This is a genomic window from Pseudomonas sp. HLS-6 (assembly GCF_002753995.1).
GTDB lineage: Bacteria > Pseudomonadota > Gammaproteobacteria > Pseudomonadales > Pseudomonadaceae > Aquipseudomonas > Aquipseudomonas defluvii.
Genome location: NZ_CP024478.1, coordinates 295,592 through 318,170 on the forward strand (window position 1 = coordinate 295,592; position 22,579 = coordinate 318,170).

23 protein-coding genes are annotated in these 22,579 nt (G+C 60.3%); 16 read left to right on the forward strand and 7 right to left on the reverse strand.

Annotation, left to right across the window (positions count from 1 at the left end; translation table 11 throughout):
• Positions 1 to 44: 44 nt before the first annotated feature.
• The gene (locus tag CS390_RS01315) at positions 45 to 986 is read left to right on the forward strand and encodes an alpha/beta hydrolase (RefSeq protein ID WP_065758014.1); all 942 of its coding nucleotides are present in this window, start codon (positions 45 to 47) and stop codon (positions 984 to 986) included.
• Here CS390_RS01315 and CS390_RS01320 read toward each other — a convergent pair.
• Positions 979 to 1,728, reverse strand: a complete 750-nt coding sequence (locus CS390_RS01320; protein ID WP_065758013.1) for a DUF2059 domain-containing protein — start codon at positions 1,726 to 1,728, stop codon at positions 979 to 981. The genes CS390_RS01315 and CS390_RS01320 overlap by 8 nt on opposite strands.
• Before the next feature lie 113 nt (positions 1,729 to 1,841).
• On the opposite strand from CS390_RS01320, the gene CS390_RS01325 reads away from it, so the two are divergent.
• Both CS390_RS01325 and CS390_RS01330 read left to right on the forward strand, forming a co-directional pair.
• Complete coding sequence (locus CS390_RS01325; protein ID WP_065758012.1) at positions 1,842 to 2,474, forward strand: 2OG-Fe(II) oxygenase; 633 nt, start codon at positions 1,842 to 1,844, stop codon at positions 2,472 to 2,474.
• Between the two features lies 1 nt (position 2,475).
• On the forward strand, positions 2,476 to 2,964 hold the full coding sequence (locus CS390_RS01330; RefSeq protein WP_099773303.1) for a DUF523 domain-containing protein: 489 nt from the start codon (positions 2,476 to 2,478) through the stop codon (positions 2,962 to 2,964).
• Here CS390_RS01330 and CS390_RS01335 read toward each other — a convergent pair.
• Complete coding sequence (locus tag CS390_RS01335; RefSeq protein WP_065758010.1) at positions 2,961 to 3,731, reverse strand: transporter substrate-binding domain-containing protein; 771 nt, start codon at positions 3,729 to 3,731, stop codon at positions 2,961 to 2,963. The two genes, CS390_RS01330 and CS390_RS01335, sit on opposite strands and share 4 nt — an antisense overlap.
• 232 nt (positions 3,732 to 3,963) lie before the next feature.
• On the opposite strand from CS390_RS01335, the gene CS390_RS01340 reads away from it, so the two are divergent.
• Positions 3,964 to 4,437, forward strand: coding sequence for a DUF4399 domain-containing protein (locus CS390_RS01340; protein ID WP_065758009.1), 474 nt, complete (start codon positions 3,964 to 3,966; stop codon positions 4,435 to 4,437).
• 59 nt (positions 4,438 to 4,496) lie between these two features.
• Here CS390_RS01340 and serA read toward each other — a convergent pair whose 3' ends face one another.
• A complete protein-coding gene (serA, locus tag CS390_RS01345; protein WP_065758008.1) occupies positions 4,497 to 5,726 on the reverse strand; it encodes a phosphoglycerate dehydrogenase in 1,230 nt (409 codons plus the stop codon).
• Positions 5,727 to 5,898: 172 nt separating this feature from the next.
• On the opposite strand from serA, the gene CS390_RS01350 reads away from it, so the two are divergent.
• The 4 genes from CS390_RS01350 (at position 5,899) to CS390_RS01365 (ending at position 10,109) form a co-directional block, all read left to right on the forward strand.
• The gene (locus CS390_RS01350) at positions 5,899 to 7,296 is read left to right on the forward strand and encodes an FAD-binding oxidoreductase (protein WP_099773304.1); all 1,398 of its coding nucleotides are present in this window, start codon (positions 5,899 to 5,901) and stop codon (positions 7,294 to 7,296) included.
• A gap of 42 nt (positions 7,297 to 7,338) precedes the next feature.
• Entirely contained in the window at positions 7,339 to 8,004 is a 666-nt protein-coding gene (locus CS390_RS01355; protein WP_065758006.1) for a fumarylacetoacetate hydrolase family protein, read from the forward strand.
• Between the two features lie 177 nt (positions 8,005 to 8,181).
• Positions 8,182 to 9,114, forward strand: coding sequence for an SdiA-regulated domain-containing protein (locus tag CS390_RS01360; protein WP_099773305.1), 933 nt, complete (start codon positions 8,182 to 8,184; stop codon positions 9,112 to 9,114).
• Between the two features lie 80 nt (positions 9,115 to 9,194).
• Complete coding sequence (locus CS390_RS01365) at positions 9,195 to 10,109, forward strand: SdiA-regulated domain-containing protein (protein WP_099773306.1); 915 nt, start codon at positions 9,195 to 9,197, stop codon at positions 10,107 to 10,109.
• Between the two features lie 47 nt (positions 10,110 to 10,156).
• Here the strand turns inward: CS390_RS01365 and rpiA are convergent, their stop codons facing one another.
• Entirely contained in the window at positions 10,157 to 10,828 is a 672-nt protein-coding gene (gene rpiA, locus CS390_RS01370; protein WP_099773307.1) for a ribose-5-phosphate isomerase RpiA, read from the reverse strand.
• A 136-nt stretch (positions 10,829 to 10,964) separates the two neighbouring features.
• Between rpiA and ilvA the strand changes: the two genes are divergently transcribed.
• Complete coding sequence (gene ilvA / locus CS390_RS01375) at positions 10,965 to 12,479, forward strand: threonine ammonia-lyase, biosynthetic (protein ID WP_065758002.1); 1,515 nt, start codon at positions 10,965 to 10,967, stop codon at positions 12,477 to 12,479.
• Positions 12,480 to 12,526: 47 nt separating this feature from the next.
• On the forward strand, positions 12,527 to 12,937 hold the full coding sequence (locus CS390_RS01380; RefSeq protein WP_099773308.1) for a DUF2269 family protein: 411 nt from the start codon (positions 12,527 to 12,529) through the stop codon (positions 12,935 to 12,937).
• A 74-nt stretch (positions 12,938 to 13,011) separates the two neighbouring features.
• Here the strand turns inward: CS390_RS01380 and CS390_RS01385 are convergent, their stop codons facing one another.
• Complete coding sequence (locus tag CS390_RS01385; protein WP_099773309.1) at positions 13,012 to 13,668, reverse strand: HAD family phosphatase; 657 nt, start codon at positions 13,666 to 13,668, stop codon at positions 13,012 to 13,014.
• A 140-nt stretch (positions 13,669 to 13,808) separates the two neighbouring features.
• On the opposite strand from CS390_RS01385, the gene CS390_RS01390 reads away from it, so the two are divergent.
• Both CS390_RS01390 and ptsP read left to right on the forward strand, forming a co-directional pair.
• Positions 13,809 to 14,288 carry an RNA pyrophosphohydrolase gene (locus CS390_RS01390; protein ID WP_065757999.1) on the forward strand — a complete coding sequence of 160 codons (480 nt, stop codon included), beginning with the start codon at positions 13,809 to 13,811 and terminating at the stop codon, positions 14,286 to 14,288.
• A 22-nt stretch (positions 14,289 to 14,310) separates the two neighbouring features.
• Entirely contained in the window at positions 14,311 to 16,590 is a 2,280-nt protein-coding gene (ptsP, locus tag CS390_RS01395) for a phosphoenolpyruvate--protein phosphotransferase (protein WP_065757998.1), read from the forward strand.
• A gap of 87 nt (positions 16,591 to 16,677) precedes the next feature.
• On the opposite strand, the gene CS390_RS01400 is transcribed toward ptsP, so the two are convergent.
• Entirely contained in the window at positions 16,678 to 17,424 is a 747-nt protein-coding gene (locus CS390_RS01400) for an NRDE family protein (protein ID WP_065757997.1), read from the reverse strand.
• A 112-nt stretch (positions 17,425 to 17,536) separates the two neighbouring features.
• Here CS390_RS01400 and CS390_RS01405 point away from each other — a divergent pair, with 112 nt between their 5' ends.
• The 3 genes from CS390_RS01405 to CS390_RS01415 are packed head-to-tail and all read left to right on the forward strand — an operon-like array spanning position 17,537 to position 20,168.
• Positions 17,537 to 18,319 (forward strand): sulfite exporter TauE/SafE family protein, encoded by a 783-nt coding sequence (locus CS390_RS01405; RefSeq protein WP_099773310.1) that lies wholly within the window; start codon positions 17,537 to 17,539, stop codon positions 18,317 to 18,319.
• A gap of 16 nt (positions 18,320 to 18,335) precedes the next feature.
• Positions 18,336 to 19,148: a prolipoprotein diacylglyceryl transferase gene (gene lgt, locus CS390_RS01410; RefSeq protein WP_099773311.1), complete on the forward strand. Its 813-nt coding sequence runs from the start codon at positions 18,336 to 18,338 to the stop codon at positions 19,146 to 19,148.
• A gap of 48 nt (positions 19,149 to 19,196) precedes the next feature.
• Positions 19,197 to 20,168 (forward strand): thymidylate synthase, encoded by a 972-nt coding sequence (locus tag CS390_RS01415; protein WP_099773312.1) that lies wholly within the window; start codon positions 19,197 to 19,199, stop codon positions 20,166 to 20,168.
• Between the two features lie 53 nt (positions 20,169 to 20,221).
• Here CS390_RS01415 and lysA read toward each other — a convergent pair whose 3' ends face one another.
• Entirely contained in the window at positions 20,222 to 21,460 is a 1,239-nt protein-coding gene (gene lysA / locus CS390_RS01420) for a diaminopimelate decarboxylase (protein ID WP_218195303.1), read from the reverse strand.
• A gap of 194 nt (positions 21,461 to 21,654) precedes the next feature.
• Here lysA and CS390_RS01425 point away from each other — a divergent pair, with 194 nt between their 5' ends.
• Positions 21,655 to 22,578 carry a LysR family transcriptional regulator gene (locus tag CS390_RS01425; protein WP_065757993.1) on the forward strand — a complete coding sequence of 308 codons (924 nt, stop codon included), beginning with the start codon at positions 21,655 to 21,657 and terminating at the stop codon, positions 22,576 to 22,578.
• Position 22,579: the final 1 nt, after the last annotated feature.

Genomic DNA, 22,579 nt, shown 5'->3' on the forward strand with positions numbered 1-22,579 from the left:
AATATCGTGGATCAATCCTTTGTTTTTGTGCCTGGATGCCCGCTATGTCCGCTTCGTTCCAGCCAGATGCTTTGCGCGCCAGCTTGCAGCCGCTATCGGCTCGTCAGCCGCTGTCAGCGCAGGCGGCGGCGTATCAGCACTTTTATGGTCTGGACCTGCCGGCGCGCCCGGTACCGGTGGAGCGCTGGTTGGGGCGATTCCAGGTGGCCGGCTATGACGTGGTCGGCCAGGTCTGGCTGGCGCCGGCCCCGGTGGCGACACTGATCCTGTTGCACGGCTTCTACGACCATATGGGCTTGTACCGGCATGTCATCGACTGGGCGCTGGACCAGGGCTTCAGTGTGATTGCCTGTGACCTGCCCGGGCATGGCCTGTCCAGTGGCGAGCGGGCCAGTATCGATGACTTCGCGGTGTATCAACAGGTGCTTGAGGCCTTGTTCGCGCAAGCGGCCGCACTAGGCCTGCCACAGCCCTGGCACCTGTGCGGGCAAAGTACGGGCGGCGCCATCGTGATCGACCATGTACTGAATCACGGCGATGACAGCCCGATCCAGGGCCGGGTGATTTTGCTGGCACCGCTGGTGCGACCTCGCGCCTGGGGCTGGTCGAGGTTCAGCTACTACCTGTTGCGACCGTTCGTGAAGGGCATTGAGCGGCGTTTCAGCGAGAACACCAACGACCCGACGTTTCTGCCGTTCCTGCTGGCAGACCCCTTGCAGCCGCGGCGTTTGCCCACGGCCTGGGTTGGAGCACTGATTGAATGGGTCAAGCGTATCGAGGCGGCGCCGCCGAGTACGCGTCGGCCGCTGATCATTCAGGGGCAGTCGGACATGACCGTTGACTGGCCGCATAACCTGTTGGTGCTACGGGAGAAATTCGCCCAGCCTCAGGTGCTGATGCTGCCCGAGGCGCGACACCACCTGGCCAATGAACTGCCGACGATTCGCCAGCGCTACTTCGCGTTCATTGGCGAGCACCTTACTTGAGGTCGGCGCTGTTCTGGCCGACCGCCAGGCCGGCACGAATCGCCGCGAGGGCGGCCTTGTAGTAGGCCTGACCTTCTGCAGACTCGGCGAAACTGGCGAACTCTTCCAGCTCCGGGTCCGACAGGTCGCGGTAGACGTAGAGCAGGGTGTTGTTCAGGTCGTTGCCGATCTGCTCCATCAGCCGTGCGCGCTGGCCGTCAAGCATGCCCTGAGCCTGACCACCACCGAGCAGTCCCGGAATCATCTGGCTGAGGCTGTCCGCCGCCACGCCGGCAATCGCCAGGCTGACTTCGGCACCGGCTTCGCGGGCCGGCAGGGCCTTGGCCAGGTGACCAATGATCAACAGGCGGGTATCGCTGGCCTGAATACGCGGCAAGCCCTTGGCATTCTTGGCCAATTGGTCGCGGCGGGTGGCCAGCAGCTCGGCAGCGACGATCTTGCGTCCCAGCGGCGACTGGAAAAACGCCAGGGCCGGTGTCGGATTGCTCAGGTTGGCGCGTAACTGGGCGGCGGCGCGCGCGTCTACAGCCTTTGGCTCGAAACGCTGGTTGCTGTTGTTGACCAATGCTTGAAACACCGCAGGCGGCAGGCTGTTTTGGTAGCGCTGCTGGGCGGCATCGAGGGCATCGGTAAAGTGGGCGCGCTGCTCAGGCCAGCCGGCGACCTTGTAGAGTTGGTCGAGGCTGTCTGCCCAGACAGGCATGGTGCAGCTCAATAGCAGCAGAAAAAACAAACGACGCATTAAAGACTCCTGTCGGCAGAGCGCTATTGTCCGTGGCTTGGCGGGCCTTTGTCGAGACGCGATGTGTTCTGTCAGCCAAGTGGCGCTGTCGATTTTTTTGGCAGATAGATACTATGCGCGGCATGCGCATATCCTCTGATCACCCACTGTTGTTACGTATCGTTGATGACCTGGCCAGCCATGGCTGGTCGCAGCAGAATATTTTCCTGCCAGAAACCCTGACGCGGGCGCTGGCGGCTGAGTGCCGCAAGCGTGAGACCGAGGGTGATCTAGCCCCGGCAGCCGTCGGGCGCGGCGCTACCCAGGAGGTTCGCGAGGGCATTCGCGGCGACCATATTCAGTGGATCGAGCCCGGTGAGTCCGAGGCTTGCGATCAGTACCTGGGGGTGATGGACAGCCTGCGCGAGGCAATGAACCGCAGCTTGTTCCTTGGGCTTGAGGACTTTGAATGCCACTTTGCGTTCTATCCGCCAGGTGCGTTCTATCGCCAGCACCTGGACCGATTCCGCGACGATGACCGACGTATGGTGTCGGCGGTGCTTTACCTCAATGAAGCCTGGCTGCCAGAGAACGGCGGACAACTGCGCATGAGCCTCAAAGGTGGGGTCGAGCATGATGTACAGCCAACTGGCGGTTGCCTGGTGGTGTTCCTCTCCGGGGACATTCCCCATGAGGTGCTGCCGGCCACTCGTGATCGCCTGTCCCTGACGGGCTGGTTTCGCCGACGCGGCAACGAGCCGTTCTGACATGCACAAGGTGTTGGTCAGTGCCTGCCTGCTCGGCCAGCCGGTGCGTTATGACGGTCGTGCCAGCGGGTATCCGGATTGCCTGCTGCAATGGCAACGGCAAGGTCGTGTCGTGCCCTTGTGCCCCGAGGTGGCAGGTGGTTTGCCGACACCGCGGCCACCTGCGGAAATCCCCGGAGGCCAGGGCGCTGCCGTACTTGAGGGGCGTGTAGTGGTCGTGAACGTCGATGGCGAGGATGTCAGTACGGCCTTTTTGGCCGGTGCCGAGCGGGCATTGCAGCTGGTGCGGCAACACGGCATCCGTATTGCCGTGCTCAAGTCCGGTAGCCCGTCCTGTGGCAATGCCCTGACCTATGACGGCACGTTCAGTGGCACCAAGGTGCCGGGCGAGGGTGTTACCACGGCACTGCTGCGCCGCGAGGGCGTTCAGGTCTTCAGCGAGCTGGAGCTGGACGCCGCATTACAGGCATTGAGTGCGCTTGAGGCTTAAGGCTTCGGCGGTTTGCTGGCATCCATCCCGAACCATTTTTCCGACATCGCGCTCAACCGACCATCGTTCTTGATGCGCTGCAGTGCGCTGTCCAGAGCGCTGTGGAAAGCCGGGTTACCCTTCTGGAAGGGAATCGCCAGGTTGAGCACAGGGCCGACAGTTGCACCTTCGGTAACGGGCAGTTTGCTGTCGCGCACGGCATAGGGCACCAGCAAACGATCACTGATGACGGCGTCGATCTGATCGTCGGCCATGTCCTTTATGGGCTGGTGCGTATCCGGATAGCCGCGCAGGTCTACGCCTTCAATGACGCGCGCCTGTTCGGCAAACTGGCTGCCCTGAACGAAGCCCAGGGTGTGCCCCTTCAGGGCATCAAGGGTTGTCAGTGGGCGTTTTTCTTCCTTGCGCACGATAAGTTGGGCGCTGGAGTAGCTGTAGGGCGCGCTGAAATCCAGGCGATCCTTGAGCTCAGGGGTTGCGCTGATCTGATTGAGGGCGATGTCGTATTTGCCGCTTTCCACGCCCATGATCAGGTCGGTAGCGTCGGTCACGATAAACGAGGCGTTGACGTCCAGTTCATTTGCCAGGGCGCGTCCCAGTTCAATCTCGAAGCCGCTCAGTTGGTCATTGTCCTTGAAATTGAACGGTGGGTTGGATGCCTGGACGGCAATGCGCAGTTCGTTGCGGTCGTTAACGTCGTCGATCAGTTCCGCGTGCGCTGCTGTACTGAGCAGGGCTGCAAGCAATACCCCTATGGTCAAACGCATTGTTGCCCCTGTTTTATTTTGGCAGTTGAAGATCTGTTCGCCGCGACTTTATGCAAATGCTGCGGTCGAACGCCACCTAGGACCTTGGTCGGTAGTGGATGTTAGACGTTTCCTACAAAATATTTTGTAGGAACACAGACAAACACAGAGCGTTCCAATTGATCTATGGTTATTGGCTGCTGCCGCACTATTTTGCAGCCTCTGTTAGTGAAGTAAATCACAGGAGTAGTGAATGAAAAGCCTGATTTCGTGTGCAGCCATTGCTGGTCTGCTGATGGGCGTCTCCGTTGTGGCGGCAGCCGAGGGCCTGAAAAGCCAGGAACCGCCTGCAGGGGCCAAGGTTTCCATTCTGTCCCCTGCCGATGGGGCTACGGTGGACAAGACCTTTACCGTCAAGTTTGGTATCGAAGGCATGGCGCTCAAGCCTGCCGGCGATGATACCCCGCATACCGGTCATCACCACCTGTTGGTCGACGTGAGCAAAGAGCCTGCTGCTGACCAGGTACTGCCAGCCACGGTGTTGCCGGCCGATAATCAGCCGCTGCCGCCGGGTGAGCATGTTGTTCATTTCGGTAAGGCGCAGACTGAAACCCAGATCACCTTGACGCCAGGCAAGCACACGCTGCAACTGGTGCTGGGCGACAAGTTCCACGTGCCATTCAAGCCAAGTGTTGAATCGAAGAAGATCACAGTGACCGTCAAGTAAACACGGCACACAAAAAAAGGGAGGCCATCAGGGCCTCCCTTTTTTATGCCGCAGGATGCTTAGAACAGAACGCGGGAACGGATGGTGCCCTTGATCTGTTGCAGTTTTTCCTGGGCCAGGTCGGAGTACTCGGCATCTACGTCGATAACCACGTAACCCACCTTCTCGTTGGTCTGCAGGAACTGACCGGAGATGTTGATGGCGTTTTCGGCGAAGACCTTGTTGATCTCGCTGAGAACACCCGGGATGTTTTGGTGGATGTGCAGCAGACGGTGCTTGCCTGGGTGGGCCGGAAGGGCCACTTCAGGGAAGTTGACCGAGGATACCGACGTACCGTTGTCGCTGTACTTGACCAGTTTTTCTGCCACTTCCAGGCCGATGTTGGCCTGCGCTTCGGCAGTCGAGCCACCGATGTGCGGGGTCAGGATGACGTTGTCCAGGCCGCGCAGCGGGCTTTCGAACTCTTCATCGTTGGAGCGTGGCTCGACCGGGAATACGTCGATGGCGGCGCCGATCAGGTGCTTGTCCTTGATGGCGGCAGCCAGGTGGTCCAGTTCGACCACGGTGCCACGGGCGGCGTTGATCAGGATGCCGCCTTTCTTGATGGCGCGAATTTCCTTCTCGCCGATCATCCACTGGGTGGCTGCAGTTTCTGGAACGTGCAGCGAGACGATGTCGCACATGCCCAGCAGCTCGTGCAGGTTGTTCACCTGAGTGGCGTTACCCAGCGGCAGCTTGGTGATGGTGTCGTAGAAGTAAACCTGCATGCCCAGGCCTTCAGCCAGGACCGACAGTTGGGTGCCGATCGAGCCGTAGCCGACGATACCCAGCTTCTTGCCACGGATCTCGAAGGAGTTGGCCGCGCTCTTGATCCAGCCACCACGGTGGCAGGACGCGTTCTTCTCCGGGATGCCGCGTAGCAGCAGGATGGCCTCGGCCAGTACCAGTTCGGCAACGGAACGGGTGTTGGAGTACGGTGCGTTGAACACGGCGATACCGCGTTCGCGAGCCGCGTTGAGGTCGACCTGGTTGGTACCAATGCAGAAACAGCCGACAGCGACCAGTTTCTTGGCGCAGTCGAAAACCTCTTCGGTCAGCTGAGTGCGCGAGCGGATACCGATGAAGTGAGCATCGGCGATCTTTTCCTTCAGATCGGCGTCGGGCAGAGAGCCGGTGAGGTACTCAATGTTGGTGTACCCGGCGGCCTTAAGGACGTCCACGGCAGTTTGGTGGACGCCTTCGAGGAGAAGGAACTTGATCTTGCTCTTATCGAGAGAAGTCTTGCTCATCTGCGTAAACCTGTGTCCCGGAGAAAAAATGGCAGGGAAGAGAAGCTGTCGCAGATCGGCCTGAAGCACGATTAGCGGGGGGCATATGCTAGCATAACGACCCCTTGATACGCCCATCCCTGGCACGTGAAGAGTCCTCAGGGTGACTATGAATTGTTCGAGAGTTCTATCGATGACCAATCCTGCGCTGATTGATGAGCTGTTGACTCTGGTTGAACCTGGCAAGGTACTGACCGACGCTGCTTCCCTCGATACGTACGGCAAGGATTGGACCAAACATTTTGCGCCGGCACCGCTGGCCATCGTGTTTCCTAAGAGCATCGAACAGGTACAGACCATCGTCCGCTGGGCCAACCAGCGCAAGGTTGCGCTGGTGCCGTCGGGCGGGCGAACCGGGCTTTCCGCCGCAGCCGTTGCGGCCAATGGCGAAGTGGTAGTGGCCTTCGACTACATGAACCAGATTCTCGGTTTCAACGCCGGTGATCGTACGGTCGTCTGCCAGCCTGGGGTGATTACCGCGCAACTGCAGCAGTTCGCGGCAGACCAGGGGCTGTACTACCCAGTTGACTTTGCCTCAGCAGGATCAAGCCAGATTGGCGGCAATATCGGCACCAATGCCGGCGGTATCAAAGTTATTCGCTACGGTATGACCCGTAATTGGGTGGCTGGTCTGAAAGTCGTCACCGGCAAGGGCGACCTGCTTGAATTGAACAAGGACTTGATCAAGAACGCCACCGGTTACGATCTGCGTCAGTTGTTCATTGGGGCTGAAGGCACTCTGGGCTTTGTGGTTGAAGCCACGATGCGCCTGGACCGCGCGCCGAAGAATCTCACCGCGATGGTCCTGGGCACCCCGGACTTCGACTCGATCATGCCGGTGCTGCATGCTTTCCAGGGCAAGCTGGACCTCACCGCCTTTGAGTTCTTCTCCGACAAGGCCCTGGCCAAGATCATGGCGCGTGGCGATGTGCCTGCACCCTTTGACACCGACTGCCCGTTCTATGCCTTGCTGGAGTTCGAGGCGAGCACCGAAGAGGTGGCCAACGACGCCCTGGCAACCTTCGAGCACTGTGTGGAGCAAGGCTGGGTGATCGACGGTGTGATGAGCCAGAGCGAGCAACAACTGAAAAACCTCTGGAAACTGCGTGAGTACATCTCCGAGACCATTTCGCACTGGACGCCCTACAAGAACGACATTTCGGTCACCGTATCGAAAGTGCCGGCGTTCTTGAAGGATATCGATGCGATTGTCGGCGAGCACTACCCTGATTTTGAAGTCGTCTGGTATGGCCACATCGGCGACGGCAATTTGCACCTGAACATCCTCAAGCCGGAAAACCTGAGTAAGGACGAGTTCTTCGCCAAGTGCGCTACCGTCAACAAATGGGTTTTCGAAACGGTAGAGAAGTACAACGGCTCGATTTCTGCCGAGCACGGTGTTGGCATGACCAAGCGCGACTACCTGACCTACAGCCGTTCGCCCGTGGAAATCGAGTACATGAAGGCGGTTAAGGCCGCCTTCGACCCGAATGGGATCATGAACCCGGGCAAGATCTTCCCGGTCGAGTGACGCGTTTCCCCCAAAAGTGATTAACAGCGCCAGGAGTCGGCAATGAGCTACCAGCACCAGTATCTAGACGGCACGCGTATTCACTTCCCGTTGGGCAAGGTGGTGTGCATTGGCCGTAATTACGCCGAACATGCCAAGGAACTGAATAACCCGGTACCGACTGAACCCTTGTTGTTCATCAAGCCCGGCAGTTGTGTCGTGCCGCTCGAGGGTGGTTTCAAGATCCCGACCGAACGTGGCTCGGTGCACTACGAGGCGGAAATCGCCGTGTTGCTGGGCAAGTCGCTGTCGACCCAGCCCGACGAAGAAGAAGTGCTCGATGCGATCTCCGGCTTCGCCCCGGCACTGGACCTGACCCTGCGTGACGTCCAGTCCAAACTGAAGGAAAAGGGTTTGCCCTGGGAATTGGCCAAGTCGTTCGATGGTGCCTGCGTTCTGGCGCCGTTCGTGCCGGCCAGTACCTTCGAGGACCTGACCGATATCGGCATTCGTCTGAGCATCAATGGCGAGGTACGCCAGGATGGCAACAGCGAGCTGATGCTTAATCCGATTGTTCCGATGATCCAGTACATGGCGGCACAGTTTTCCCTGCAGGCCGGTGATGTGATCCTCACCGGTACGCCAGCAGGCGTCGGCCCGCTGAATCAGGGGGACGAACTGGTGCTGGAGCTGCCTGGCATCAGCCGTTTCGAAAGCAAGGTACTCTGAGCGCCGGTACGCCGGACCTGTGTGGCAGTCGTAATGGCTGCCACCTGCTTTATCGTTACAGTCAGCCTGCTTTTACCGATTTTTTCACAAGTCATCCGGATAATGCCTGCGCATTGGTTCACGTGAACCTGCCGGTGCTGTGCTATTAAATCGGTAAAAAACAAGCAGGAATCCTCGATGACCACACCGTTTCCTTCCGGCGACTCTCTGCCGTCTGTGCGCAAGCGTCCTTTTATGTTGCGTTGGTCGACCTGGTTGGCGACTGCGGCGGTCATCGGCTATGGCGTGGCCTATGCCATGCATTGGGATGACCGTGGCCTGCTCTGGATCAAAGAGCATTTCGAGAGCCCGGCAGAACAACGGGCTAGCGTCTGGTTGCCGGACTACCACGCCGACATTGATGCCAAGGTGCTGCCTGGCATGGAAGATGACGAAGCTTCCGATGTCTCCTACGACCCGCAAACCAAAACCCTGTTCGCGGTGATGGGCAAGAACCCGTTCCTGGTTCAACTGACGCTGGACGGTGATGTGCTGCGCAAAATGCCCCTCAATGGCTGGAGCAACCCCGAGGGGGTTGCCGTGCTGGAGGGTGGGCGCATGGCAATTGTCGATGAGCGCGATCATACCGTGACCATCATTCGGGTCGATGCCGATACCAAGGCCCTGAACAGCGCCGACTTCCCGCAATACGACCTTGGGCCGTCGAAGAATCAGAACAAGGCGTTCGAGGGGGTTGCCTGGGAGCCAAAACGCCAACGGTTGGTGTTGGGTGAGGAGCGGCCACCAAAGTTGTTCACCTGGAGTAGCGATAGTTCGGGCCAATTGAGCGGTCAGAAACAGTCGCTGTCCAGCGACGAACTCGATCTGCGCAATGTATCTGCCCTTGGCATCGATCCACGTACGGGCCATATGCTGGTGCTGTCGGCCGACTCCAACATGTTGCTCGAGCTGGATCAGCAGGGCCAACAGGTCAGCTTCATGACCCTGCAGGGCGGCTTCAACGGTTTGCAAAAACGTATTCCACGGGCTGAAGGGGTTGCCATGGATGAGCAGGGCACGCTGTATATGGTCAGCGAGCCGAACCTGTTCTATCGCTTCCGCAAGCACTAAGCGTGCTTGCCCTGGTGCTTTAAGCTTCGATTCAGGTGGGTATGGTTAGCTTCAGGTCGATTTTTGTTGAGTCTGCCTGAATGCGCCGTTTTATCCGTTTACCTCTGCTTGCTTTGCTTATCAGCCTGTCGGCCCTTTCTTTGTTGGCTTTGGCGGCGCACGAGTATCGATTGCTCGAGCGCGGTTGGTTCAACCTCAAGACCTGGTGGCAGCCGGTCGAGCACGGTATTGGCCTGGATCGCTATCAGGTCGTACTTGAAGCCAAGCCTATCGAGGGGCTGGACGATGACCTCTCTGCACTGACCTACGACCCTGATCGTAAAAGCCTGTTCAGTGTCACCAACAAGCGTTCAGAACTGATAGAGCTGTCGCTGGATGGCGTCATCGTGAGGCGCTTGCCGTTGATTGGTTTCGGCGACCCGGAAGCCGTTGAGTATGTCGGGCCTGGCAGCTATGTCATCACCGACGAGCGCCAACAGCGGCTGATCCTTGTTCAACTGAATGATGACACCCGCGTGCTGGATGCCAGTACCGCTGAGCAGCTGTCTCTGGGGGTTGGTCTGAACGGCAACAAAGGGTTCGAGGGTTTGGCCTATGACTCGGCAGGCAAGCGTCTGTTCGTGGCCAAGGAGCGCGACCCGATGTTGATCTACGAGGTGCAGGGGTTCCCTCATGAGGGCGACGGGCAGCCTTATTCCGTGCATGTAGTGCAGGATCGCCAGCGTGATTCACGGTTGTTCATGCGTGATTTGTCGAGCCTGGTGTTCGATGAGCGCAGCGGCCATTTGCTGGCCTTGTCGGACGAATCGAAACTGGTACTGGAGCTGGATACTGAAGGGAAACCGTTGAACAGCTTGTCTCTGCATAAGGGTTTTCAAGGGCTGCAGCAGAGCGTGCCGCAGGCAGAAGGTATTGCCCTGGACGATGCCGGGACGCTCTACCTGGTCAGTGAACCCAACCTGTTCTACATCTTCAAGAAGCAACCGGCCCCGTAAACGACCATCGTTGGGGGGGGGGGGCCGGCCTGCGCTTGACGGGTGTATCAGTTACGCAGTGTTTTTACGCCTTCCGGGGTACCCAGCAGTAGCAGATCGGCAGGGCGCGCGGCGAACAGACCATTGGTGACGACACCAACGATGGCGTTGATCTGGCTTTCCAGTTCCACCGGGTTGGTGATCTGCAGGTTGTACACATCGAGGATGATGTTGCCGTTGTCGGTTACCACGCCTTCGCGGTATACCGGATCGCCGCCCAGTTTGACCAGTTGGCGGGCAACGTGACTGCGGGCCATCGGGATCACTTCCACTGGCAGCGGGAAGGCGCCCAGTACCGGAACCAGCTTGCTGGCGTCAGCGATGCAGATGAAGGTCTTGGCCACGGCGGCAACGATCTTCTCGCGGGTCAGTGCGGCGCCGCCGCCCTTGATCAGGGCCAGGTGCTCGTTGCTTTCGTCGGCACCGTCGACATAGAACTCCAACTCGCTGACGGTGTTCAGCTCATACACCGGAATGCCGTGGCCTTTCAGGCGTGCAGCGGTGGCTTCGGAGCTGGCAACGGCACCGTCGAAGGCACCTTTGTGCTTGGCCAGGGCGTCGATGAAGCAGTTGGCGGTCGAGCCGGTGCCGACGCCGACGATGCTCTTGTCATCGAGCTTGGGCAGAATGAAATCGACAGCGGCCTGGGCGACAGCCTGTTTGAGTTGGTCCTGGGTCATGCGGGCTCCGAAGCGGGGAGGAGTATCTGAGGTTGCCTAGTATAACGGCTAAAACCCCAGGCTGGCGGTGGTCGCCCGACAGGGCGCTGGGGTAGACTCCCAGGCCTTGTCCCAGCCGCCCAGTGATGCTTTCCCGATGCTCGAACAGTACGTCAAGAAGATCCTCACCTCGCGCGTCTATGACGTCGCTGTCGAAACGCCATTGCAACGTGCCGGGCAGCTGAGCAAGCGCTTGGGCAATACCGTGCTGCTCAAGCGCGAAGACCTGCAGCCGGTGTTCTCCTTCAAGATTCGTGGCGCCTACAACAAGCTGGCCCAACTGACCCCCGAGGAACTCGCCCGTGGCGTGGTCACCGCGTCGGCGGGTAACCATGCCCAGGGTGTAGCACTTGCGGCGAAGGAGTTGGGCATCAAGGCAACCATCGTCATGCCCAAGACCACGCCCGAGATCAAGGTCGAAGGTGTGCGCTCGCGTGGTGGCAAGGTTGTGCTGCATGGCGATTCCTTTCCCGAAGCGCTGGCCTATTCGCTGAAACTGGTCGATGAGAAGGGCTTCGTCTACATCCACCCCTACGACGACCCGCACACCATCGCAGGCCAAGGTACCGTGGCCATGGAGATTCTGCGCCAGCACCCGGGCCAGTTGGACGCGATCTTCGTTCCGGTCGGTGGTGGTGGCCTGATTGCCGGTATCGCGGCCTACGTGAAGTACCTGCGCCCGGAGATCAAGGTGATCGGCGTCGAGCCGGATGACTCCAATTGCCTGCAAGCCGCCATGGCTGCGGGTGAGCGCGTGGTATTGCCGCAGGTCGGGTTGTTCGCCGATGGCGTGGCAGTCGCGCAAATCGGCCAGTACACCTTTGAGATCTGCAAAGACTACGTCGACGAGGTCATTACCGTCAGTACCGATGAGATCTGTGCGGCGATCAAGGATATTTACGACGATACCCGCTCGATCACCGAACCTGCGGGTGCCCTGGGTGTGGCGGGTATCAAGAAATACGTCGAACTGCGCGGTGTCAGCGGCCAGACGCTGGTGGCCATCGACTCCGGTGCCAACGTCAACTTCGACCGTCTGCGCCATGTGGCCGAGCGCGCCGAGCTGGGTGAAGGGCGTGAGGCAATCATTGCCGTGACCATCCCTGAGCAACCGGGCAGCTTCAAGGCGTTTTGCGAGGCCATTGGCAAGCGCCAGATCACCGAGTTCAACTACCGTTACCACGCCGAGGGCGAAGCCCATATTTTTGTTGGCGTGCAAACCCATCCTGACACCGACCCGCGCAGCGCCTTGTTGCAAAGCCTGAGTGAGCAGGGCTTCCCGGTGCTCGACCTGACCGACAACGAACTGGCCAAGTTGCATATCCGGCACATGGTCGGAGGTCATGCGGCGGGTGTCAGCAACGAGATGGTCCTGCGCTTCGAGTTTCCAGAGCGTCCGGGTGCGCTGTTCAACTTCCTCAACAAACTGGGTGGGCGCTGGAACATCTCGATGTTCCATTACCGTAACCACGGTGCGGCTGACGGCCGTGTGGTTGCAGGTTTGCAGGTGCCGGACGAAGAGCGCCATCTGGTGCCCGCAGCGCTGGCCAAGATCGGCTACCCCTACTGGGATGAAACCGAGAACCCGGCGTACCGGCTGTTCCTCGGCTGAGGCTGCTACGCTCAAGACGATGCTTTGACGGGGCGGGATGCTTTCGTATGGAAACTTTAAGCGTGATGAAAATGTTGCATGGCCTGGCGACGGCGTTGTCGCTGGGGTGTGCGCTGGGTCTGGTGTTCCAGGCGTGGCGTCAGCGCGCCAATACGGTAGCCGGCCCAGCGACGAGCCTGCAGCGGCCCTGGTTGTTCGTCTGGATTCTGATGGGCCTGAGCCTGTTCAGCCTGCCCTTCAGTGGCTGGTGGCTGGTGCACCTGATCGGTTGGCCGCTGGGGCAGGCCTGGCTGCTTGGCGGGGCCGTACTCTACCTGCTGGGGTGCGTGTGCTGGTTGCTGCTGGTGGGGCGATTGGGCAAGGCCACAGCCAGTCGACGTTCGGTCGTGATACTGGCAGCGCTGAGCGCGGTTATTTTCCTCAGCATCATTGGCCTGATGGTCGCTAAACCGGTGTAATCGTCGCGCCTGTCGCCAGTACACCCTGCCCCAATTGGGTGCAGGGCGTGCTGGCGATTGATTGCCTTCAGCCCTTAGTCACGCAGGCTGATGACTCTCCAGCCACGCTTTTCGGCTTCGGCGCGCAGTTTCGGATCCGGGTCGACCGCAATCGGGTGTTCGACCGCTTCCAGCAGTGCCAGGTCGTTCATCGAGTCGCTGTAGAAATGGCTGCCTTCCAGGCTGAAGCCGTTTTCCAGTAGCCAGCGATTGAGGCGTGTCACTTTGCCTTCACGGAAACACGGTATATCGGTACTGCGCCCGCTGTAACGGCCATCAACCATCTCGCATTCGGTTGCCAGCAGGGTTTGTACGCCCAGGCGCTTGGCAATCGGGCCCGTGATGAAACGGTTGGTGGCGGTGATGATCACCAGCTTGTCGCCTGCGCTACGGTGCTCTTCCAGCAGGCTGAGGGCCTTGGGCAGAATGATCGGCTCAACGCAGTCGCGCATGAAGTCGCGGTGCCATTCGTCGAGTTGCGCCATTTCGGTTCTGGCGAGGATTTCCAGGCTGAAGTTCAGGTAGTCATTCAGATTCAGCTTGCCGGCCAGGTAGTCCTGATAGAAGGCATCGTTGCGGTTCTGGTACTCGACAGGGTCGAGAATGCCGCGCTCGCAGAGGTAATCGCCCCATGCGTGATCGCTGTCACCGCCAAGGAGAGTATTGTCCAGATCGAATAAAGCCAGGCGCATTGCAGTCACTCGCATAACATCTGAAAAGGCCTTAAGAATACGGACTTTTCACATCGATGCACATAAGGTCCGCAGGCGCGTTGCTGGCCTTGTGGGCTTTGTGGAACAATGCGGGGACATGCGTTTGCGAGGTTGCTGCCGTGATCGACCCCGATGGTTTTCGCCCCAATGTCGGGATCATTCTGACGAATGATGCCGGGCAGGTGCTATGGGCTCGTCGTATCAACCAGGATGCCTGGCAGTTTCCCCAGGGCGGGATCAACCCCGAGGAAACACCAGAAGAGGCCTTGTACCGCGAGCTGAACGAAGAAGTGGGGCTTGAACGACATGATGTTGAAATTCTTGCCTGCACCCGTGGCTGGTTGCGTTATCGTTTACCCCAACGCCTGGTGCGTACCCACAGCCAACCGCTGTGTATCGGCCAGAAACAGAAATGGTTTCTCCTGCGCCTGGTGTCCAATGAGCAGCGAGTGCGGATGGATTTGACCGGGAAACCGGAGTTCGATGGCTGGCGTTGGGTCAGTTATTGGTACCCGCTGGGCCAGGTGGTGACATTCAAGCGCGAGGTTTACCGCCGCGCTCTCAAAGAGCTTGCACCGCGCCTGTTGGCGCGCGACTGACGACGGAGTTCGACCCCGAGCCATGCTCAATACGCTGCGCAAGATCGTCCAGGAAGTTAACTCCGCCAAGGATCTGAAAACGGCGTTGGGGATTATTGTCTTGCGCGTCAAAGAGGCCATGGGCAGTCAGGTCTGCTCGGTCTACTTGCTTGACCCGGAAACCAACCGTTTCGTCCTGATGGCCACCGAGGGCCTGAACAAGCGGTCTATCGGCAAGGTCAGCATGGCCCCCAACGAAGGCCTGGTGGGCCTCGTGGGCACCCGCGAAGAGCCGCTGAACCTCGAAAACGCCGCCGATCACCCGCGTTATCGCTACTTTGCCGAAACGGGCGAAGAACGCTTTGCCTCGTTCCTCGGGGCGCCGATCATCCACCACCGTCGCGTGGTTGGTGTTCTGGTTATCCAGCAAAAAGAGCGCCGCCAGTTCGATGAGGGCGAAGAAGCCTTCCTCGTGACCATGAGCGCGCAGCTTGCCGGGGTTATCGCCCATGCCGAGGCGACAGGTTCGATCCGTGGCCTGGGCCGCCAAGGCAAAGGTATCCAGGAAGCCAAATTCGTCGGTGTGCCGGGTTCGCCGGGTGCAGCGGTCGGTACCGCCGTGGTCATGCTGCCGCCGGCCGACCTCGACGTCGTGCCGGATAAGACCGTCACGGACATCGACGCCGAGCTAAGCCTGTTCAACAACGCCCTTGAAGGCGTGCGCAACGACATGCGCACCCTCTCGGCCAAGCTGGCTACCCAGTTGCGCCCAGAAGAGCGGGCGTTGTTCGACGTCTACCTGATGATGCTCGAAGATGCTGCCCTGGGCGGTGAAGTCGTGCAGGTGATCAAGACCGGCCAATGGGCCCAAGGCGCCTTGCGTCAGGTGGTCGGCGAGCACGTCAGCCGTTTCGAGCTGATGGACGACGACTACCTGCGGGAGAGGGCTTCCGACGTGAAGGATCTGGGCCGGCGACTGCTGGCCTACCTGCAGGAGGCCCGCCAGCAGACGCTGGTCTATCCCGACAACACGATTCTGGTCAGCGAAGAGCTGACCCCTGCCATGCTTGGCGAAGTGCCTGAGGGCAAGCTTGCGGGCCTGGTCTCGGTATTGGGTTCGGGTAACTCCCACGTTGCGATCCTGGCCCGGGCCATGGGTATTCCGACGGTCATGGGCCTGGTCGACCTGCCGTACTCCAAGGTCGACGGCATTCAGATGATCGTCGACGGCTACCACGGCGAGGTCTACACCAACCCCAGCGAGGTACTGCGCAAGCAGTATGCCGAGGTGGTGGAAGAGGAGCGCCAGTTGGCTCAGGGGCTCGACGCCCTGCGCGAGCTGCCGTGCATCACTACCGACGGCCATCGCATGCCGCTGTGGGTGAACACCGGCCTGCTTGCCGATGTCGCCCGCGCCCAGCAGCGCGGTGCCGAGGGTGTCGGCCTGTACCGCACCGAAGTCCCGTTCATGATCAACCAGCGCTTCCCCAGCGAGAAGGAACAGCTGGCGATCTACCGCGAGCAACTGGCGGCGTTTCACCCGCAGCCGGTGACCATGCGCAGCCTGGACATCGGCGGCGACAAGGCCTTGTCCTATTTCCCGATCAAGGAAGACAACCCCTTCCTCGGCTGGCGCGGTATCCGCGTGACCCTCGACCACCCGGAGATCTTCCTGGTGCAGACCCGCGCCATGCTCAAGGCCAGCGAAGGGTTGAACAACCTGCGCATTCTGCTGCCGATGATTTCCGGTATTCATGAGCTGGAAGAGGCCTTGCATCTGATCCACCGCGCCTGGGGCGAAGTGCGTGATGAAGGCACCGATGTGCCGATGCCGCCGGTGGGAGTGATGATCGAGATTCCTGCGGCGGTCTACCAGACCCGCGAACTGGCACGCATGGTGGACTTCCTGTCGGTCGGCTCCAACGACCTGACGCAGTACCTGTTGGCCGTCGACCGCAACAACCCGCGGGTTGCCGACCTGTACGACTACCTGCACCCGGCGGTGCTGCAAGCGTTGCAGAACGTAGTCAACGACGCTCATGCCGAAGGCAAACCGGTGAGTATCTGCGGTGAGATGGCCGGTGATCCGGCGGCGGCGGTGCTGCTCATGGCCATGGGCTTTGACAGCCTGTCGATGAACGCCACCAACCTGCCCAAGGTGAAGTGGATGCTGCGTCAGATCAGCCTGAGCCAGTCCAAGGACCTGTTGGCCCAGGCCATGAAGATCGACAACCCGCAAGTTATCCACAGCTCGCTGCAATTGGCCCTGAAGAACCTGGGCCTGGCGCGGATGATCAACCCGGCGTCGCCGAAGACCTTGTAGGGGCTGCTACGCCGCGTCATCGCTATAACCTTGCGCGGTGCCTGTCTCTCAGGCACCGCGCATTTCATAGGTTCGCATTTCATAGGGTCATAGGTGCAATGCCACCTCGCCCAAATGCCCGCCAAAGGGCCCGAAGCTGCGCTCTACCAACTGCCGCGAACCATCTGCCGACACCAGCAGCACCGTGCTGGCCCGTGTGCCGTAGCTCTGGCTGGCAATGAACACACTCGACAACAGCCGCTCCGTGGCCATGCCTACGCCGGTTTCCGGCAGTTCGCTTTCTGCCGCCTGTTGGCCATCGGCCAGCAACGTCAACAATGCCTCGGGCTGAGGCTCATGCAACTGTGCCTGCAGCGCGGCACGGGCCTTGAGCAACTTGGGCCAAGGTGTGTCGAGCCCGGCATTGGAAAGGCCATAGACGCCGGTATCCAGCAGCCTAGGTGTGGCCTCCCGCGCACTCAAGTACGCCAACTGTTGCCCATCGCTCAGCAGCAAATTGAAGCCGCTGTACTCCGAGGCACGGCTGGCCACCTGATCCAGATAGGCCTCGATAGGCTGCGTCCCGGTCAGAAACCCCGACACCAACTCGCCCCGTGAGCGCTGGCCCAGAGGCTGGTCGGGGTCGCGGATGTTGGTCAGTGCGGCGAAGCGACCGGCAGGGCCGACGCCCAGCCAGGTGCCACCGGCTTCCAGATCGCGGCCGGCATACACCCCTGGCGCATCGGCCCAATGGCTGAGCGGTTGGGCAGGGCGGGCATAGAATTCATCGCGGTTGGCGGCAACGATCAGCGGCTGGGGATGCCCCGGTCGCCAGGCAAAAACGATCAGGCACATGGCTGGACTTTCCTGGGTTTTCACTCACTGTAACAGAGCCTTCGCTGCGAGCCACTGGAGCCATTACCCCGGCTTCCGTTACCATGCCGGACAGAATTTTCCGGGGGCGACAATGGAATTCCTGCTCTATCTAGTGCTGGGTGCCTGTGCAGGCGTGCTGGCCGGGCTGTTCGGCGTTGGTGGCGGCATCATTATCGTGCCGGTATTGGTCTTCAGTTTCACCGCGCAGGGCTTTGACGCCTCGGTATTGACCCATCTGGCGGTCGGCACCTCGTTGGCGACCATCGTCTTCACCTCGGTCAATGCCATTCGCGAACACCATCGCAAAGGCGCGGTGCAGTGGCCGATCTTCATCTGGATGACCCTTGGGATCCTGATCGGCGCCGGCATTGGTGCGAAAACCGCCTCGGCGATCCAGGGCCCGAACCTGCAAAAGATCATTGGTGTGTTCGCCCTGATCATTGCCCTGCAGATGGCGCTGGACCTCAAGCCCAAGGCCAGCCGCAGTATCCCTGGCAAAGCCGGCCTTACCGCTGCCGGCAGTGTAATCGGCTGGGCCTCGGCGATCTTCGGCATTGGCGGCGGCTCGTTGACCGTGCCGTTTTTGACCTGGCGCAGCCTGCCGATGCAGCAGGCGGTGGCGACTTCATCGGCCTGCGGCTTCCCGATTGCCCTGGCCAGTGCGCTAAGTTTCATGGTTCTGGGCTGGCACGACCCGTTGTTGCCAGCGCATAGTCTCGGGTTCGTGTATTTACCGGCGCTGTTGGGTATTGCCCTGACCAGTATGTTTTTTGCCCGTTTTGGTGCGCGGCTGGCCCACAAGCTGTCGCCCCGCCTGCTGAAACGGCTGTTTGCCGCACTGTTGTTTTGTGTCGGCCTGAGCTTTTTGCTTTAAGAATAGAGGACGTTTGATGCTGCCTTATCCGAATATCGACCCCGTGGCCGTGGCCATCGGGCCGCTGAAAATCCACTGGTACGGTCTGATGTACCTGATCGGCATCGGCGGCGCCTGGCTGCTGGCATCGCGCCGGTTGAAGCGTTTCGACCCGACCTGGAGCCGCGAAAAGCTTTCCGACCTGGTGTTCTGGCTGTCCATGGGGGTGATTGTCGGTGGCCGCTTGGGGTACGTACTGTTCTATGACCTGAGTGCGTACCTGGCCAATCCCACGTTGATTTTCGAAGTCTGGAAGGGCGGCATGTCGTTCCATGGCGGCTTTATCGGCGTCATGCTGGCGGCCCTGTGGTTCGGCAAGCGTAACAACAAGTCGTTCTTTGAGCTGATGGACTTCGTTGCACCGCTAGTACCGATTGGCCTGGGTGCGGGGCGTATCGGCAACTTCATCAACGCCGAATTGTGGGGCAAGGCGACCGATGTGCCGTGGGCCATGGTCTTCCCGCCCTTCAGTGATCCGGCACAATTGCCGCGCCATCCGTCGCAGCTTTACCAGTTTGCACTGGAAGGTGTGGCATTGTTCCTGGTTCTCTGGCTGTATTCGCGCAAACCACGCCCGACGATGGCCATTTCCGGTATGTTCGCGCTGTTCTACGGCATCTTCCGCTTCATCGTCGAGTTCGTCCGCGTGCCCGATGCGCAACTGGGCTACATCGCGTTTGGTTGGTTGACCATGGGCCAACTGCTTTGCGTACCAATGATCCTCGGTGGTATCGGGTTGATCTGGTGGGCCTATCGCCGCGCGCCGACCGCCAAGGGCGCTGCGCTTTAAATGTGTAAGGCAGGGGTGCGCCTCTGCCTGTTTTGAAACAGGTAAGTCATGAAGCAATATCTAGATCTGGTCGCCCACGTGATCAAGCACGGCACCCTGCAGGGTAACCGTACCGGCATCCGCACCATCAGCTTCCCCGGTGCCATGCTGCGTTTCGACCTGCAGGAGGGCTTCCCGGCCATCACCACCCGCCGCCTGGCGTTCAAGTCAGCCATTGGCGAGATGGTCGGTTTCCTGCGCGGTGTGAAGAACGCTGCGCAGTTCCGCGAACTGGGCTGCAAGGTCTGGGACCAGAACGCCAACGAGAATGCGCAGTGGCTGGCCAACCCGTTCCGTCAGGGCGCCGACGACCTGGGTGAAATCTACGGCGTGCAATGGCGCCAGTGGCCGGCGTACAAACGTATTGCGCTGAGTAACCCGGCTGCCATCGCGCTCGCTCAAAGCCAGGGCTTCCAGACGATTGCCGAGGCTGAGGAAGACGGTGAAGCGTTCGTGGTGCTGTACAAGGCCATTGACCAGATTCGCCAGTGCGTCGACACCATCATCAATGACCCAGGCAGCCGACGCATCCTGTTCCACGGCTGGAACTGTGCCCAGCTTGACGAGATGGCCCTGCCGCCGTGCCACTTGCTGTACCAGTTCCACCCGAATGTCGAGACCAAGGAAATTTCCCTGACCCTCTACATCCGCTCCAACGACCTGGGCCTTGGCACGCCGTTCAACCTCACCGAAGGCGCTGCACTGCTGTCGCTGGTGGGCCGTCTGACCGGTTACACGCCACGCTGGTTCACTTACTTCATTGGCGATGCGCACGTCTATGAGAACCACCTGGACATGCTCAACGAGCAGCTCAAGCGCGAACCACTGGCCGCGCCGAAGCTGGTGATCTCCGACCGCGTGCCGGAATTCGCCAAGACGGGTATTTACCAGCCCGAGTGGCTGGAACTGATCGAGCCGAGCGACTTCAGCCTTGAAGGCTACGAGCACCATGCGCCGATGACCGCGCCAATGGCGGTCTGACCGCCGCCTCACAACACAGGCCATTGCGGCCTGTGTTGTGTTTGGTTACAGCCTCAGGCGTCCAGTTCAAGCGCCAGCAACGACTCAAGGCTTTGGCGTTTGCGGATCAACCGACAGGCCTCGCCGTCGATCAGTACTTCAGCGGCATGCCCGCGGCTGTTGTAGTTCGACGACATCGACGCGCCATAGGCACCGGCGGTATGGAACACCAGGTAATCCCCCACCTGAGCCGACGGCAGCAGGCGCGATTCGACAATGCCGCCTTCAAGCTGAGTAAACACATCACCGGATTCGCACAACGGGCCTGCTACCACGGTAGCGCGCGGCGGACGCGGCGCCTGCGCGGTGCCAGGCTGTGGAATCAGTGAAATCTCGTGGTAGCTGCCGTACATCGAGGGGCGCATCAGGTCATTGAAGCCGGCATCGACCAGTGTGAAGTGGTTGCCGCCCATCGGCTTGGTCCCGCGTACTTCAGCGACCAGCAGGCCGGACTCGGCCACCAGAAAACGACCCGGCTCGATTTCCAGGCGCACCGGGTGACCCAACTGCTGCTCGATCTGCTGTTTGGCTTCACGCCACTGCGTGAGGTAGTGCGCGATGTCTACGGCCTGCTCGCCATCGCGGTAAGGTACCGACAGCCCGCCACCGGTAGAGATCGCTTCGATGTCGTGGTCCAGGCGGCCAATCAGTTCCACCATGGCGCTGCATACTCGCTGCAGGTGGGAGTAGTCCACGCCCGAGCCGATATGGAAATGCAGGCCGACCAGATGCAGCTGATATTTGCGAACCTGGGCCAGCGCCTCTTGCAGCTGCTCGTGCCAGATTCCGTGCTTGCTGTTTTCACCGCCGGTGTTGGTCTTGTTGCTATGGCCGTGACCGAAGCCCGGGTTGATGCGCAGCCAGACCCGGTGCCCAGGGGAGCGCTCGCCCAGTTGCTCAAGCATGTCGATCGAGCCCACGTTGACCTCGATTTGCGTTTCTACCACGCGGTTCAGGGTGGCCCGGTCGAACAGGTCGGCGGTGAACACCACTTCGGCAGCACCTGAGGTGCGGCCGGTTTTGAAGCCGGCCTTGAGTGCGCGCTCGATTTCACCGAGTGACACGGCATCAACCGCTACCCCCGCTTCACGCATCAGGTGCAATACATGCAGGTTCGAGCAGGCTTTCTGTGCGAAGCGGATGGTGTCGAAGCCCGCCAGTTGCTGGATGCGCTGACGAATTACCTGGGCGTCGTACACCCACAGTGGGGTGCCGTGTTCGGCGACCAACCGGGTCAGCATGCTATCGGTGATGGCGGTGGTCCGGCATGGGCCTGGACGTTGTGCGGCGGCGTGTTCCAATGATGTTCTCCCTGGGGTTTGGCGCGGCCCCGGCGTGGCGGGGCGTGGATGGCCTGCATCATGGAGAAAGGTGGGGGCGGCATAAAATATCAATTTGCCGTGAGGTCATTCATTTATGATATGGCTTTCGATCTCCCGAGCGGCCCATGTCCATCTCCTTGCGTCACATTGAGGTTTTCCGTGCGGTCATGACCTCGGGCAGCGTGACCGAGGCCGCCGCCATGCTGCACACCTCGCAGCCGACCGTCAGCCGTGAACTGGCGCGCTTCGAGCAACTGTCCCGTTTGAAGCTGTTCGAGCGGGCCCGCGGTCGATTACGACCGACCTCACAGGCGCTGGCGCTGTTCGAGGAAGTGCAGCGGGCCTACTTTGGCCTTGATCGCATTCTCAATACGGTGGACGCCCTGCGCGAGTTCGAGCAGGGGCAGTTGTCGATTGTTTGCCTGCCGGTGTTTTCCCAGTCGCTGCTGCCCAAGACCTGCCAGCGCTTTCTGGCGCAGTTCCCCAAGGCCAGTGTCACCATCAGCCAGCAAGAATCGCCTTTGCTGGAAGAATGGCTCTCCGCGCAGCGGCACGACATCGGCCTGACCGAGGTGAGCAGCACGCCGCCTGGCACCGTGCTATCGCCGCTGATGACTGTGGATGAGGTCTGTGTATTGCCCAACGGGCATCCGTTGCTGGAAAAGCAACGCCTGGCGCCCGCCGACTTTTCCGGGCAACCCTTTATCAGCCTGTCCACACTGGACACCTACCGGCAGCAGATCGACGAAATCTTCCGGCAAGCGCAGGTCGAGCGGCGCTTGGTACTGGACACCCACAGTGCGGCATCGGTGTGCTCAATGGTCCGCGAGGGGATTGGCCTGGCGATCGTCAACCCGCTGACCGCCCTGGACTTCGTTGGCCAGGGTGTGCAGATCCGTCCCTTCACGGTGCCGATTCCCTTTACCGTGAATATCGTCAAACCCCTGCATCGGCCACCGTCACAGTTGGTCAGCCTGTTCGAGGACGCCCTGCGCCAGCAGGCAGAGGCGGTCAAGGCGCAGTTGGCGGTTAATCCCCAGGCACTGTGAG

What these genes read in the sequence shown, in the direction of transcription:
- CS390_RS01380 (WP_099773308.1), top strand. Translation starts at nt 12,527, where the DNA reads ATGGAAACTTTAAGCGTGATGAAAATGTTGCATGGCCTGGCGACGGCG.
- CS390_RS01335 (WP_065758010.1), bottom strand. Translation starts at nt 3,731, where the DNA reads ATGCGTTTGACCATAGGGGTATTGCTTGCAGCCCTGCTCAGTACAGCA.
- CS390_RS01355 (WP_065758006.1), top strand. Translation starts at nt 7,339, where the DNA reads ATGAGCTACCAGCACCAGTATCTAGACGGCACGCGTATTCACTTCCCG.
- CS390_RS01340 (WP_065758009.1), top strand. Translation starts at nt 3,964, where the DNA reads ATGAAAAGCCTGATTTCGTGTGCAGCCATTGCTGGTCTGCTGATGGGC.
- CS390_RS01365 (WP_099773306.1), top strand. Translation starts at nt 9,195, where the DNA reads ATGCGCCGTTTTATCCGTTTACCTCTGCTTGCTTTGCTTATCAGCCTG.
- CS390_RS01350 (WP_099773304.1), top strand. Translation starts at nt 5,899, where the DNA reads ATGACCAATCCTGCGCTGATTGATGAGCTGTTGACTCTGGTTGAACCT.
- ilvA (WP_065758002.1), top strand. Translation starts at nt 10,965, where the DNA reads ATGCTCGAACAGTACGTCAAGAAGATCCTCACCTCGCGCGTCTATGAC.
- CS390_RS01360 (WP_099773305.1), top strand. Translation starts at nt 8,182, where the DNA reads ATGACCACACCGTTTCCTTCCGGCGACTCTCTGCCGTCTGTGCGCAAG.
- rpiA (WP_099773307.1), bottom strand. Translation starts at nt 10,828, where the DNA reads ATGACCCAGGACCAACTCAAACAGGCTGTCGCCCAGGCCGCTGTCGAT.
- ptsP (WP_065757998.1), top strand. Translation starts at nt 14,311, where the DNA reads ATGCTCAATACGCTGCGCAAGATCGTCCAGGAAGTTAACTCCGCCAAG.
- CS390_RS01425 (WP_065757993.1), top strand. Translation starts at nt 21,655, where the DNA reads ATGTCCATCTCCTTGCGTCACATTGAGGTTTTCCGTGCGGTCATGACC.
- CS390_RS01315 (WP_065758014.1), top strand. Translation starts at nt 45, where the DNA reads ATGTCCGCTTCGTTCCAGCCAGATGCTTTGCGCGCCAGCTTGCAGCCG.
- CS390_RS01325 (WP_065758012.1), top strand. Translation starts at nt 1,842, where the DNA reads ATGCGCGGCATGCGCATATCCTCTGATCACCCACTGTTGTTACGTATC.
- lgt (WP_099773311.1), top strand. Translation starts at nt 18,336, where the DNA reads ATGCTGCCTTATCCGAATATCGACCCCGTGGCCGTGGCCATCGGGCCG.
- CS390_RS01320 (WP_065758013.1), bottom strand. Translation starts at nt 1,728, where the DNA reads ATGCGTCGTTTGTTTTTTCTGCTGCTATTGAGCTGCACCATGCCTGTC.
- CS390_RS01385 (WP_099773309.1), bottom strand. Translation starts at nt 13,668, where the DNA reads ATGCGCCTGGCTTTATTCGATCTGGACAATACTCTCCTTGGCGGTGAC.
- CS390_RS01400 (WP_065757997.1), bottom strand. Translation starts at nt 17,424, where the DNA reads ATGTGCCTGATCGTTTTTGCCTGGCGACCGGGGCATCCCCAGCCGCTG.
- CS390_RS01330 (WP_099773303.1), top strand. Translation starts at nt 2,476, where the DNA reads ATGCACAAGGTGTTGGTCAGTGCCTGCCTGCTCGGCCAGCCGGTGCGT.
- CS390_RS01415 (WP_099773312.1), top strand. Translation starts at nt 19,197, where the DNA reads ATGAAGCAATATCTAGATCTGGTCGCCCACGTGATCAAGCACGGCACC.
- CS390_RS01405 (WP_099773310.1), top strand. Translation starts at nt 17,537, where the DNA reads ATGGAATTCCTGCTCTATCTAGTGCTGGGTGCCTGTGCAGGCGTGCTG.
- serA (WP_065758008.1), bottom strand. Translation starts at nt 5,726, where the DNA reads ATGAGCAAGACTTCTCTCGATAAGAGCAAGATCAAGTTCCTTCTCCTC.